The following is a 12,811-nucleotide window of genomic DNA, read 5'->3' on the forward strand; positions in this document are numbered from 1 at the left end:
GTAGGCTTCCGCTTCATCCTTGCCGCCAAGGGTATAAAAACCCCGGCTCGGTTTGATAGATGGCGCGGGACGCGTCAGTTCTGTTCCTATATGCGAATTGGCTAACATAGCCTCGGATTTAACAAGACAGAGCGCTTTACTTTTCTCGCCCGCCCGCAGTGCCATCAAGACCCTTGTCCAAGACAGAAAAGCGCTTCGCTCATCTTCATGCTTAGCCAAGGTGGATGTCGTGAGTTCGAATCTCATCGCCCGCTCCATTTTTCTCACAGGTTAGAACTTAACAGCGGCGCTAACAGCCCCCCCCCTCAGCGTGCGAGGCGTTTGCGGAAATAGATTGCTGAGGCGCAGATGCCGATAAATCCGATCAGGCCTACGGCGTAGGCGGATTGAATAAAGAAAGGCACCCACGCCAGTTGAATGTTGGCGAAGTTCTTGGCGAGCAATAGCCCAATACTGCCAACATAGCCCGCCGCATCGGCAACATAGATCAAGAAGCCAGCCGTTGCGACTTGCCCGCTGGCCGCCACCAATCGCTCAAACAAAACGGTGTTGAACGGCGTATAGGCAGCATAGAGCCCTGCGCCGACCAAGATCATCCAGGTGATTGGGCCAATCAGCTCACCTTGAAAGGCTAAAGTCGACAGGCCAATTAAGGCAAAGCCCGCAGCCAGAATGCCATGCACGAACAAAAACGCATTTCGATTATCCTTGATCACCATCAAGGAGCCAAGAATGGTCAAAGCGACTGCGGCGACGGGCAGTTCCGACAAGGTGAAGAGGGCCGCTCCATTGGCTTGGCCGAGGTCGCGCCAGATTTCGGCAGCGAAATTGTCGCGGAAGTCGCGAAACGCCGTCAAGAAGACATAAGCGGCCACCAAGAGGATGAGGCCAGGGGCATAGGCCAGCATAAAGCCATTGCGCTCCTTTGGCTGCATCGGCGCACGGCGCACGCGCTGAGCTTGGTCTTCCTCCGATGGTGGCGGCAAGCACGATAGGCCCCACACAGCCAAAAACAATAAGGGAAAGAAAAGGGCCCCTGCGGCGGCTGGCATCCAGAACGGGCTGACGGCCAATTGACTCATCAAAAGACTGCCTACGGACTTAACAATCCCTGACGAGACGATGAAACTCGCACACAAAATGGCGCCTAGGGCTTCGGTTGTTCGCCGCCCCTCAAGAAAGCTAAATACCAAACCCCAAATCAGTCCCAACGGTAAGCCGTTGAGAAACAAGGCTGCGACGTTCCAAGGTGCAGGCAGGATTGCAAACAAAACAAGCGCCAGCCACGAGAGGCCGATCAAAGCCAAAATGGCCCATCCCCGCTTGGAGCCATCCAACTCAGCAATCACTTTGATGCCGATAAACTTTGACAAAGCATAGCCAAGCACTTGGGCGATTACCAAGGCGATCTTGTAATCCAGCACAAAGGTCCAGCCCGCCACATCGTCATAGGTCGCCGCCGAGAAGGGCTTGCGGAAGGCGTACATTGAAAAATAAGCGCAAAAGGCAACGATGCCTCCATAGGCAATAAAAATCGCTGGGTGAGCACGAGTTAAATACGCTTGAAACCGGCCCATCGTTGCCCCCAACTTGCTTGCTTAATATCCGACACTAGCATCCAAAACGATGTAGCTGCCCGGGACAAGCCCTGGCAACTCAAATGGCACTTAGGTCTATGGTTAAACGCCCCCAGCTTATGGCCATGCTCTTCCGCCAGCTTGGCCAGGCTGATAACCGCCGCTTGTGACATTTGTGACCTCACGCTGCAGATCAATCAGGCAGCACCAAAGAAATCCCGGTGGAAGTTAAAGCCTAGTTGGTCGATTAACTTGCGGGCGTCGTGGCCTACGTTTGGCACAATTGTGAAGTCATGGGGGATATTGAGGGTCACAAGATAGCGAGAGAACTCCTCATTAGCCGAACGCGTGAAGTCGTCACCGCCAATCGCAATCCGCATCTTGGTTCCGGCACGAACGGCATCGGCATAGTCCAAGGCCATGCCGCGAGGACTTTCGCGGAGAAAGCGCATCTGATCCCCACCAAACAAGCGCTGCAGCAACAAGGTACGCAAGTCCGCATTTAAGGCGGGTCCTTCATCACGAGTTAGTGCCGCTTGTAGCGGCCCAGAAGCCAACATCGAGATCGCGCCAAATTGCTCGTGATACCGCATGCCCAGCCTGCCGGCACCAAACCCTCCCATGCTAAATCCTTCTAGGAGACGATGACGACGATCGACTCGCGTCCGGAACTTTGTATCCACCAACGGCAATATCTCTTGCATGAGAATTGATTCCACGGGTGCTGATCCGTCCAAAGAGTCGCACCACAGGCTGTCGGCTTGTCCGTTCGGCATCACCACCAAACAGGGTGGCAAGTCCCCGCGTGCCATAGCAGCGCTGAAATAGGCAGCCATGGGGCGCAAAGAGACGCGGTTCCCGCCGGTTCCATGTAACCAATAAAGCGTTGGAAACCTGCCGCCGCTTTCCACATCGTAATTAGGTGGTTTGACGACGTGGAACGCAACATCAACACCAACACGTGTACTTGGATAGATGACCCGCTCTACACCCATTACGCCCGTTTCTGGGGTTATCCAGTCAAGAGGGACACTTTGGCTTTGGGCTCGGGCCTGCATGCCAAAAAGGCTGATCAAGCCTCCGAGCATGAACGCTCTCCGGTCAGGTGACATTGGCAACATCGTAACTTTCACGGTGACGTTCCCTACAATTCGCGTATTTTTCATCCCGGTAACGCAGCGTCCGATTTTTTTGGGCAGAAGCACTTATAGATTATTAATCCAGCATCCGTGAAGTCGTTTAGAGTTCGGCACGGAGCAAAACAGCATCAGTGCTGAGATCGATCTTTGGGTATTACCAAGATCAAACTTTTTGTGTCTTTGCCAACCAACAATGAATTTCGGCAGGCTTTGCCACTTGCCGCAAGCGCGTTCGAATTCGCAACAAGCACTCAGCGTCGAACTAGGGCCTCTTTTGCTGTTTGACCTTCCTCACGCTCTCGTGATTGAGTGTCTCCATGACCCAATCACAACGCCTTGCTCGTCCGCCGATCCAATTCATCCTAGGCCTATTGGCCCTACTTGTGGCGTTCTGCTTTAAGAGCGTGGTGACTGCGCCGCCCAATGTCTCAGAGACCTTGTCTACGACGGGATTTGATACAAAAGTTGCAATTGACCGACTTGCGTGGATCCTCGGCGACGAGCGACCCCATCCGGTCGATTCCCCGGCCAATGATCTGGTTCGCGAGCGCATCTTAAGCGAGATCAAGACCTTGGGCTATACGCCAGAGGTGCGCGATGACTTTGCTTGTCGGGGGTCCAAACGTTTTGGCGGCATGAGCTGTGCGCGGGTTCGTAACATCCTATTCCGGGCAGGCCCTTCTGGTGGTGGTGCGGCCCTCATTGCAGCCCATTATGATTCGGTACCAGCCGGCCCAGGTGCCAGCGATGATGGTGCAGGCGTGGCCGCGACCTTAGAAATTGCCGCGCGCCTGACAGGCCGGAAGCTGACAAAGCCGGTTATCTTCCTCCTCACCGATGGGGAAGAAGTTGGGCTGCTCGGGGCTAGCTCCTTTGTGCGCAAAGACCCTTGGGCCAAGGACGTGGCGCTTGCCATCAATATGGAAGCGCGTGGTACAGGCGGCCCGGCGATCATGTTCCAAACCAGTGCACCCAATGGTCGCGATATTGCAGCGCTGACGGCTAAGCCAGTGCGTACAATCGCCAATTCTATGGCGGCTGACATCTATCGTACCTTGCCGAACGACACTGATGCGACCGAATTTTTGGCCAAAGGCTATGATGTCATCAACTTTGCCTTCATTGCTCCGGTTGCGCGATATCACACCCCCCTAGACAATCTCGCCAATCTCGAGCCCGCCAGCGTTGGGCATATGGGCGGCGCTGCACTGGTAGCGCTGGAAGGGCATCTGGCAGGAAAACCTACCGCCAACGCGCTAGAGGCGGACGTTATCTATTCCGATGTGTTGGGTCGCTTTATCTTGGTTATGCCGAAGGCGGTTGGCTATGGCCTGCTGGGATTTGGGCTGTTGGGAGCGTTGTTTGCTTATGTGAGAAGCGGGCCAAAAGGTGTGGTGCGCGCACTGATTGCGCCTCTGGCTGCACTACTTGTCGCGGGCGGTGTTGGCTTCGGTGCACTTTGGCTGATCAACCAAGTGCGCGTTGAAAGTCAATGGTGGTTTGCCACCCCGATGGCGGGACGGCTTTTGGTCTATAGTAGCGGTCTCTTGGGTGCGCTGATTGCGCTTTGGCTTTGTCGCGGCATCAGTCCCACGCGCGTCCTTGCTGGAGCTTGGATTTGGGTAACCGGGCTCTTTCTTGGTCTCTCCATCGTTTCCCCCGGCAGCATGATCCTTGCAGCGCCGGCCGCTGGGCTTGCCGGGGCGGGCTTCTTGCTGACAGGAATGAAGATTGACCGCAGATTGCTTCAAGTGATTTTTGGCCTTGCCTCTGCCTTAGTCCTACTGATTTTCATCCTGCCCGCCTTGGACTTCGCCGAAGTCGGCTTGGGCTTTGGTCTAGGCTGGGCGTTTGGGGCAGTTGGTGCCCTCTTGATGCTTTGCACACTTGCACCAATATGGCAGCCCGAGACGAAATTGGCTGGCGCAAGCTTGCTGACATTGTTGGCAATTGGCGGAGCCTTTGCCTGGGCCGCCTTCACGCCAGCCTATTCACCCGAAATCCCGCGGCCTTTGAATGTTCAGCACTGGCATGGTGACGGCGGAGATCATGCTTGGGTGCTAGGCCCAGGGGAAGAGGCCGCGCCCACCAGCATGCAGGCCCTGGCCCCGTTCAAACTGGCCTCGCTGAGAAATAGCGACAGCAAGCGCGTCCATGCGCCAGCGCCAGTGCTGAGTGGGACCCCGATGCCCGCCCGCATTGAGGTTCTCGCTGAAACAAAGACAGCTGAAGGCCGTACCCTAAAGCTGCGCGTGCTCGCACCTGGTGCAGATGAGGTGATCCTCTCGGTTCCAAAGGAGGCGCAAGTTCGCATGCTGAACGGTGGGTCCGACGGGCAAGCAGGTGGATTAACCTTTGATGCCCCCAAGGCCCTTGGCTTGCGCTGCGTCGGTCGGTCGTGTGTGCAATGGGATTTAGAAGTCAAGCTTGGCCCCACCCCGGCACCATGGATTACCCGCGCTGTCTTACGAAAACTGGGACCTGAAGGCGATGCCATCGTCAAGGCACGCCCGCCTTGGGCATCGCCCGTTCAAGGTGGAGACGTAAGGGTGACCAATCAGAGCCAGAAACTTTAAGAAAAAAGCCCTCCCCCCAAAGCAAGGGAGAGGGCTTTTTGTCCAATCAATTCCGGCCTTGCGGCAGGCGATTAATATTCGCTCTCATCCACATAGAAGCTTGGCTTCGTCGCTGGCTGCAGGCTTGGCCCTTCTTCGGGGTCAATGATCCCCGCTTCAGCGGCTGCCTTTGCACGGCGTGACGAGGACGCTTTGACCAAAGCGTCAAGCTCGATCTGGGTGCACAGACCAATGGTGACAGGATCAACCGGCTTAATTTGCGCGCTGTTCCAATGGCTGCGACTCCGCACGCTCTCAATGGTCGACTTGGTAGTGCCGATCAGCTTGCCCATTTGCGCGTCGGTGATTTCTGGATGATAGCGCAAGAACCAAGCAATGGCGTCTGGCCGATCTTGGCGACGCGACACCGGCGTATAACGTCCACCGCGCTTTTTGACGGGCGGCAAGTCTAGCTTACGACCTTCCAAAGGCTTGATTTTGTGGGTTGGGTCTGCCTCACCGCGTGCAATTTCCTCACGTGATAATTGCGAATTGGCAATGGGGTCCAAACCGCGTACGCCGGTCGCAACATCGCCGTCGGCAATCCCTTTAACTTCCAGCGGATGCAGGCCACAGAAGGCTGCGATCTGGTCAAATGTCAGGCCGGTATTGTCGATCAACCACACGGCAGTGGCTTTGGGCATCAAGATCTCGTACATGATTTCTGGCCTCCAGATACAAAATCGCCCGGCGCGACGGCCGGGCAAGGGGTCGCGGGCCCCTTCACTCAAGGGCCCTATAAGGGCAGACATAACGGTCTCTTGCGAAATTTGGAAGCCCGGCGACTGTTAGTTGGTGCCAGACCGGGCTTAGAATTCAACCGTGTTAGAACCGGGTAGATGCACGCAGGCGCATCAAGGTTTCCCCATCAGCACTGGCGATATGGTTGGGCTGGTAGATGTGGGTTAGTTCAACTCCAAGCCAAGCTGCGGTTTCAGACGTGCCCCCCAACAGCCAGTCACGGCTAGCGGTCAATCGCAACTCTCGCCCGGTTGGCGTAACTTCAATGCTGCGCTCCGACCAAATCTGAGCGCTACCCCAAGTCAGGTACGGGTCCGCAAGGCGGTAACGCAAGCTGCCCTGTTCAACCCGTAAAGGCTGCTCCAGACCTAAGCGCCACCAGCTGTTCGTCAGTTCTCTGGCATAGATCAAGGAAGCGGCGCTGGCGTAAATCGGCGCCCCGGAAGCAAAGGCCTTATTGCCTGCGATATCGACCAGTCGCGCGCCTTGCACCCGAGCAGTCAGGCTTGCGCGGTCATTCAGCGCAAAGTCAAATTGCAGACCAACAAAGCGACTTTGGGCCCGAGTATCATCAGGTTGGCGGCTATCAGAGAGCCATGCCCCGTCGCTCCAGCGCGAACCCAGGAAGCTGCCGTGCTCTGCAAGGCTGCCAAGTTCGAAGACACTGGTGAGACGCTGGCTTTGATGGGCCACTTGAACAAGAGAGGCAGACTGACGGGTCGCGCCCATGGTCCGCAGATGGCTTGCCTCGCCTGAGGCATTAAACGCATGCAGGCTGAAAGAATCTTTGGTCAAAACCAGGCCTTGGAAAGATTGAAATTGGCCCAGCCCCATCAATCCGAACTGGGTACTGCCCCCGTTGGCATCGCCAGCTAAGCCATAGGGTCGCGTCGCAGAATCTGGGTCGGATTGTGCTAGGGATATGGCGAGTGTTCCGCCCCAGGGTACTCCTGAAATCGGCATCAAGGCCCGCACCACGGGAATTTGTCCGGTAGCCCGATCATCTTGTACGCCCCAAGCAGCACTCGCTGGGTTGCGTTTGGTAAAGCTGAGAAGACTGTCACCAATTTGCGCCGTTTGCTGGGGCTCTGATGCATAGGTTTCGGCTGTGAAGCCTAGGTTAGCTTGCGGACGTAACCGATACCCCAGCGAGACATTAAACGGGCGCTGATACTCGTCCAGTACGGCCGTGCTGAGGCCATCTTGCGTAAAAGCATCTCCAAAGGCTTGGCCGGCAATTCCATCGAACAAATCAACGCGCACAGCTTCACCTGATGAACTGCTCGTCGCTGTTGCGCCCAGTGGTGAGAAGGCCCGCTCAAGGTCGATAATGCCGCGACCGAATGTATCGTCCGTGCCTGTGGTGCCGAGATCGCGGGCGGTGCGATAAAGGATATCCACGGCTTGGGTACCTGTCAGACTGGGGAAGGCTTGGAATAAGAGCGCCAAAGAGCCACTGATATGGGGTGCCGAGAATGAAGTACCGGACAACCGCCAGCATGAAGTTGCATCGCAATCGGCAATAATGTCGGTGCCAGGTGCCACCAGGTAATTGGTGCGGGCAACGCCAGCCTTTGCACTGAACGTCGAAAGGGCCTCTGCGGTATCGGTCGAGCCTGCAGCAATGATCAAGCCGCGAAACCGCGGGTCGATCGATAATTGGGCTGGGAATTCTGGGTCGGCCGTTGCATCATTGCCAGCTGAAGCAACAACAACGATCCCGGCATTGGTGGCACGCAGGAGTGCGGCGGTTAGAGATGAACCGGTGGACGTTGATCCACCCAGAGACAAATTGATAACGCGCACGCCGTCAGCGATGGCAGAGTCCACACCGCGCGCGATATTGGTCTCCGGCAGCTTACAGCCCTTATCTGTGCCGACTTCTTCGCACGTGCCTTCGCGGTCGGCGCGATAGCTGATGATGGTGGACTTGAAAGCGACACCCACTGTGCCCGAGCCGTTAAACTCGTGTGCAATGATACCAGAGACGCGGGTTCCATGACGTTCTTCGGCCGCTATGGTTTGATTGGGTCGCCCGGTTTCCATGTCGCGAGACAAGGGCGAGATGTTATTCTTCAGGTCGGTTTGGTTTAAGTCGATACCCGTGTCGACAACGCCGACACGAATGCCTGCGCCAGTCGCGCCATATTCCCAAGCCTTTACCGTCTTAATGCCAGCCACACCCCAACTGCGCGTGTATTCGCGAGACAGTGGTGACGGATAGTCGACGCCAGCGACCAAGGCAGGTGGCGGCGGCGGGGGTGGCGGGGGCGGCGGGGGCGGCGGAGGTGGTGGCGGCGGTGGTGGTGGAGGTGGCGAAGGCTGGACGACGCCTCCACTGCCACCACCGCCACCGCCGGCGCAGGCGGTCAATAGCACAGAATTTGCAGCGGCTAGGACCAGAAACAAGACACGGAGCGTCATCACATCGGGCCTCCTGCCCAGATTATTTTGGGTGACGCTAACAGAATTACGTTTCGGGACTGTAAATTAGGCGGCTGACAAGAGTGTGAGAATAGATTGGCCATATCGACGTGCCTTGGCCTCGCCAATCCCGGAGATTAACATTAAGGCCGATGACGTCGTAGGGCGCGCCAAAGCTACTTGGCGCAAGACAGTGTCATGGAACACCACATAGGGTGGGATACCGGCGGCACGCGCGGTTTCCAAGCGCCACGTCCGCAAAGAGCGGTAGACAGCCAAGGTCACAGGGTCGAGATCATCATCCAAGGCCAGCTTGGCAACCGCACGCTTAGAGCCACCGGCTTGGACTGGGTCCTCGCGGGTGAAGACGGGGGCCTCACCCTTCAATACCGATCGTGCAAGGTCAGGACAGGCGATGGTGAGAATTGGAAAGCCATCACGATTTTGCTCGGCCAAAATACCATCAAATAAGAGTTGGTCTAATACCCGACGCCACGCGGTCTTATTAAGTCCCTTGCCAATGCCATAGGTCGTTCGCTCGGCAAAACGGGTCTCTAGCGCGCCGTCTGGCTCTGCCCCGATCAAATGAGAAATGATCCGGCCTCGCCCGAAACTCTCTTCACACCGGATGACTGCGGACAGCGCCATCTTCGCCCATTGGCTAGAATCATGGCCCATATTCGGGTTCGTACAGACATCGCATTGGCCACAATCCTGAACATCTGTCTCGCCGAAATAGCGCCGGACGCCGCCCCGCCGACAGGCAAGCCCGTCGAGGAATCCATAGAGCTGATTGAGCTTGGAGCGCTGAACCTGCTTCACCTCATCGGGCGCAGGGGAGCCATCAATTCTTTCAGCCATGAAACGGCGATCGGAGAACCCGTAAAAAGCTATGCCTTCGGCTGGCAAGCCATCACGACCGGCGCGCCCGACTTCCTGCCAATAAGCTTCAATACTTTTGGGTGGGTCAGCATGAATGACATAGCGGACATCTGGCTTATCAATGCCCATCCCAAAAGCGATGGTCGCCACCATCACAACGCCATCTTCTTCTTGAAAGCGACGCAAATGCTCGGCCTTTAGATCAGGCGGCATCTGGGCATGATATGCTAGGGCATGGACACCCTTGTCTCGCAGACTGGCCGCCAGTTCTTCGGTTTCTTTGCGCGCCGTCACATAAATGATGCCACATAGGGCTTGCCGCGCCAAAACCAGTTCCACAATTCGGGCGGCTGTGCGGCTATCCTTGCGCCGTGTCGAAAGGATAAGATTTGGGCGATCAAAGCTCGCGACAAATTCGGGGGCGTGCGTCAAATGCAGCTGCCTACGAATGTCTTCGCGCGTACGCGCATCGGCTGTTGCGGTCACAGCCAAGCGCGGAACACCGGGAAAAGCCTCTTGCAAGGCACCGAGGCGGCGATAGTCTGGCCGGAAATCATGGCCCCATTGACTGACGCAATGGGCTTCATCCACCGCAATGAGCGAAATTGGATAGCGGCTTAACCGCTCGACTAAGGCCCCGGACGACAGACCTTCTGGCGACACATATAACAGGTCTAGGCGGCCCGCTTCGAGTGCAGAGAACACCGCCTGCTTGTCTTCCCAAGCCATACTTGAATCAAGTCGCGCCGCGCGAACCCCTGCTGCAAGCAAGGCTTCGACTTGGTCGGTCATCAAAGCAATTAAGGGCGAAACGACGATACCAACCCCTTGCAGCAACAGGGCCGGGATTTGATAGCACACGCTCTTGCCACCGCCGGTTGGCAGCACGGCCAAAGCGTCGCCACCGGCAAGGATTTGGGCTACAACATCGGCTTGCAAGCCCCGAAACGCGCTGTGTCCGAAAATGCGGGTAAGCGTTGCCTGCGCATCTGCCAAGTTCGGTTCTTGTGAGGTGAGCACTTCAGCCAGCATACCCCCTCATGAGGCGCTTCGGGCAGGTAGGCTAGCGTTTGGCACTGCGGGCGGCATCTTCGACCAGCCGACTTTGGATCGTTTGCTTAGCCATTTCGATGTCAGCACGCGATGCAGTTACTTCGAGCGGATATTGCCCCTCTGTTGCATTGCAAGTGATGAAAGTTCCGTCTTGGAGGTCAAAGCGGCCGATGCGAAATTCCAACCACCGGAGCGAGACGCCCTTATCGTCAACACCGCCCTTGTCTTCATAGGTCGCCATGTCGCCACTGGTCCGGAATTCTTGACGGTCAATGATGGTATCGCCATTGCGATCCAAAGCAGCAAAAATTTCGCGATCACAGGGCACTTGCAGTTCGGTCTTAATCAGACGCCCATCCTGGTCCACATCCAGCTTGGCAAAAACATCTAGCGACGCGGCAAGCGCGCTGAGCCCAAGGAGGGACACGGCAAGGCCAATGACAACAGGCTTAAATCGGATGATGGACATCAGCACGCTCCTCTAAAAGACATGCTAACCTTTCCTGATTTGATCGCCTTCACAAGACAATCAACCTTGAGTCAGACCTACCGCCCCAATTCCCGCATAGCCCGATCAAGGCCTTGGATTGTCATCGGGAACATACGGTCGCGCCCGATCACGTCGCGGATCAAGCTCACCGAAGGCGTATGGTCCCAATGCCGCTCTGGCACAGGATTGATCCAGATGAGATGCGGGTAAACGTCGGACACGCGTTTCAGCCAAGCTGCACCTGGCTCTTCGTTCCAATGCTCCACGCTGCCACCAGGATAGGTGATCTCGTAAGGGCTCATGGTCGCATCACCAACGAAGACGACTTTGTAGTCAGAGGGAAATTTGTGCAGCACGTCCCAAGTCGGCAGCTTCTCTGCCGCGCGGCGACGATTGTCTTTCCACACTTCCTCATAGACGCAATTATGGAAGTAAAAGTATTCCATATGCTTGAACTCGGTGCGAGCGGCAGAGAATAATTCCTCACACACTTTGATGTGGGCATCCATCGAGCCACCAATATCGAAAAAGATCAGTACTTTGACGGTGTTGCGTCGCTCTGGCCGCAAGACAACATCGAGATAGCCATTCTTTGCGGTGGTATCGATCGTGCTCTTGAGGTCGAGCTCAGATGGGGCTCCATCGCGGGCCCAACGACGCAGGCGGCGCAGCGCGACTTTGATATTGCGGGTGCCCAGCTCAACCTGATCGTCGAGGTTCTTATACTCGCGCTTGTCCCAAACCTTGACCGCGCGACCATGGCGGCCTTCCTTTTGGCCAATCCGCACACCTTCGGGATTATACCCATTGGCCCCAAAAGGTGAGGTGCCGCCCGTACCGATCCATTTATTGCCGCCTTCGTGCCGCTCTTTTTGCTCTTCGAGGCGCTTCTGCAGCGTCTCCATCAGCTTTTCCCAACCGCCAAGGCTTTCGATCTCCGCCTTCTCTTCCTCCGTGAGATATTTTTCCGTCAGGGCGCGAAGCCAATCCTCTGGAATTGCTGCTCCGAGCGCCTCACTGGTCTTTTCCAAGCCCTTGAAGACATGACCAAAGACGCGGTCAAACTTATCGAGATTACGCTCGTCCTTCACCAATGCCGAGCGCGACAAATAGTAGAATTCCGTGATGTCACTCTCAATCACTTCCTTATCCATCGCTTCCATCAGAAGCAGATATTCCTTCAGACTGATAGGAACCTTGGCGTCGCGAAGTTCTGAAAAGAAGCGTTGGAACATGTGTGTTTATCCTAACAGGACGTGGACTCTAACCCCGGCTTTCACGCCGCGCCAAAAACGCCAAGCGCTCAAACAAGGCAACATCCTGCTCATTTTTCAGAAGAGCACCGTGCAAGGGCGGGATCAGCTTTGACGGGTCCTTTTGCTTGATGGCGTCGAGGTCAATATCGTCTGTGACCAAGAGCTTGAGCCAATCGAGCAATTCCGAGGTGGACGGCTTTTTCTTCAAGCCGGGCACTTTGCGCATGTCATAGAAGCTGGCCAGGGCATTGGCGATCAAACGCTTCTTGATACCGGGGAAGTGAACGTCCACGATAGCTTGCATCGTGTCCTCGTCTGGGAATTTGATATAGTGGAAGAAGCACCGACGCAGGAAGGCGTCTGGCAATTCCTTTTCATTGTTCGACGTGATGATCACGATGGGGCGCTCAATCGCCTTAATCGTCTCCCCGGTTTCATAGACGTGGAACTCCATCCGATCCAACTCTTGCAGAAGGTCGTTTGGAAATTCGATGTCAGCCTTATCAATCTCGTCGATCAGAAGAACACAGCGGCCCTTATGTTCAAAAGCTTCCCACATTTTGCCCTTTTTGATGTAGTTCTTGACGTCCTTAACGCGCTCGTCACCCAATTGGCTGTCGCGCAGGCGCGTTAC

10 protein-coding genes are annotated in these 12,811 nt (G+C 56.0%); 1 reads left to right on the forward strand and 9 read right to left on the reverse strand.

Annotated features, from left to right (window positions below):
- From ACIQ20_RS13785 to ACIQ20_RS13795, 3 genes are all read right to left on the reverse strand, one after another.
- Positions 1-246: hypothetical protein (locus ACIQ20_RS13785; RefSeq protein ID WP_395781242.1), on the reverse strand; the 246-nt coding region annotated here is incomplete at its 3' end.
- Between the two features lie 59 nt (positions 247-305).
- Complete coding sequence (locus ACIQ20_RS13790; protein WP_395781244.1) at positions 306-1,487, reverse strand: DUF5690 family protein; 1,182 nt, start codon at positions 1,485-1,487, stop codon at positions 306-308.
- 287 nt (positions 1,488-1,774) lie between these two features.
- A complete protein-coding gene (locus tag ACIQ20_RS13795; protein WP_395781246.1) occupies positions 1,775-2,665 on the reverse strand; it encodes an alpha/beta hydrolase in 891 nt (296 codons plus the stop codon).
- 368 nt (positions 2,666-3,033) lie between these two features.
- On the opposite strand from ACIQ20_RS13795, the gene ACIQ20_RS13800 reads away from it, so the two are divergent.
- The gene (locus ACIQ20_RS13800) at positions 3,034-5,292 is read left to right on the forward strand and encodes a M20/M25/M40 family metallo-hydrolase (RefSeq protein WP_395781248.1); all 2,259 of its coding nucleotides are present in this window, start codon (positions 3,034-3,036) and stop codon (positions 5,290-5,292) included.
- Positions 5,293-5,363: 71 nt separating this feature from the next.
- On the opposite strand, the gene ACIQ20_RS13805 is transcribed toward ACIQ20_RS13800, so the two are convergent.
- The 6 genes from ACIQ20_RS13805 to ACIQ20_RS13830 all read right to left on the reverse strand — a co-directional run.
- Positions 5,364-5,990 carry a cell cycle transcriptional regulator TrcR gene (locus ACIQ20_RS13805; protein ID WP_313586707.1) on the reverse strand — a complete coding sequence of 209 codons (627 nt, stop codon included), beginning with the start codon at positions 5,988-5,990 and terminating at the stop codon, positions 5,364-5,366.
- A gap of 166 nt (positions 5,991-6,156) precedes the next feature.
- Entirely contained in the window at positions 6,157-8,496 is a 2,340-nt protein-coding gene (locus ACIQ20_RS13810; RefSeq protein WP_395781259.1) for a S8 family peptidase, read from the reverse strand.
- Between the two features lie 66 nt (positions 8,497-8,562).
- Positions 8,563-10,410 carry a DNA helicase RecQ gene (recQ, locus tag ACIQ20_RS13815; protein WP_395781250.1) on the reverse strand — a complete coding sequence of 616 codons (1,848 nt, stop codon included), beginning with the start codon at positions 10,408-10,410 and terminating at the stop codon, positions 8,563-8,565.
- Between the two features lie 31 nt (positions 10,411-10,441).
- Positions 10,442-10,900, reverse strand: coding sequence for a hypothetical protein (locus tag ACIQ20_RS13820; RefSeq protein WP_395781252.1), 459 nt, complete (start codon positions 10,898-10,900; stop codon positions 10,442-10,444).
- 77 nt (positions 10,901-10,977) lie between these two features.
- Positions 10,978-12,156 (reverse strand): VWA domain-containing protein, encoded by a 1,179-nt coding sequence (locus ACIQ20_RS13825; protein ID WP_395781254.1) that lies wholly within the window; start codon positions 12,154-12,156, stop codon positions 10,978-10,980.
- Between the two features lie 28 nt (positions 12,157-12,184).
- Positions 12,185-12,811 (reverse strand): AAA family ATPase (locus ACIQ20_RS13830; RefSeq protein ID WP_395781256.1); only part of this gene is annotated, 627 nt, incomplete at its 5' end.

Origin of the sequence: Aquidulcibacter sp., assembly GCF_044346625.1 — a bacterium.
Classification (GTDB): domain Bacteria; phylum Pseudomonadota; class Alphaproteobacteria; order Caulobacterales; family Aquidulcibacteraceae; genus Aquidulcibacter.

Coding starts and splice junctions, on each gene's coding strand:
- ACIQ20_RS13790 (WP_395781244.1), bottom strand. CDS start 1,487: ATGTACGCCTTCCGCAAGCCCTTCTCGGCGGCGACCTATGACGATGTG.
- ACIQ20_RS13795 (WP_395781246.1), bottom strand. CDS start 2,665: ATGCTCGGAGGCTTGATCAGCCTTTTTGGCATGCAGGCCCGAGCCCAA.
- ACIQ20_RS13800 (WP_395781248.1), top strand. CDS start 3,034: ATGACCCAATCACAACGCCTTGCTCGTCCGCCGATCCAATTCATCCTA.
- ACIQ20_RS13805 (WP_313586707.1), bottom strand. CDS start 5,990: ATGTACGAGATCTTGATGCCCAAAGCCACTGCCGTGTGGTTGATCGAC.
- ACIQ20_RS13810 (WP_395781259.1), bottom strand. CDS start 8,496: ATGACGCTCCGTGTCTTGTTTCTGGTCCTAGCCGCTGCAAATTCTGTG.
- recQ (WP_395781250.1), bottom strand. CDS start 10,410: ATGCTGGCTGAAGTGCTCACCTCACAAGAACCGAACTTGGCAGATGCG.
- ACIQ20_RS13820 (WP_395781252.1), bottom strand. CDS start 10,900: ATGTCCATCATCCGATTTAAGCCTGTTGTCATTGGCCTTGCCGTGTCC.
- ACIQ20_RS13825 (WP_395781254.1), bottom strand. CDS start 12,156: ATGTTCCAACGCTTCTTTTCAGAACTTCGCGACGCCAAGGTTCCTATC.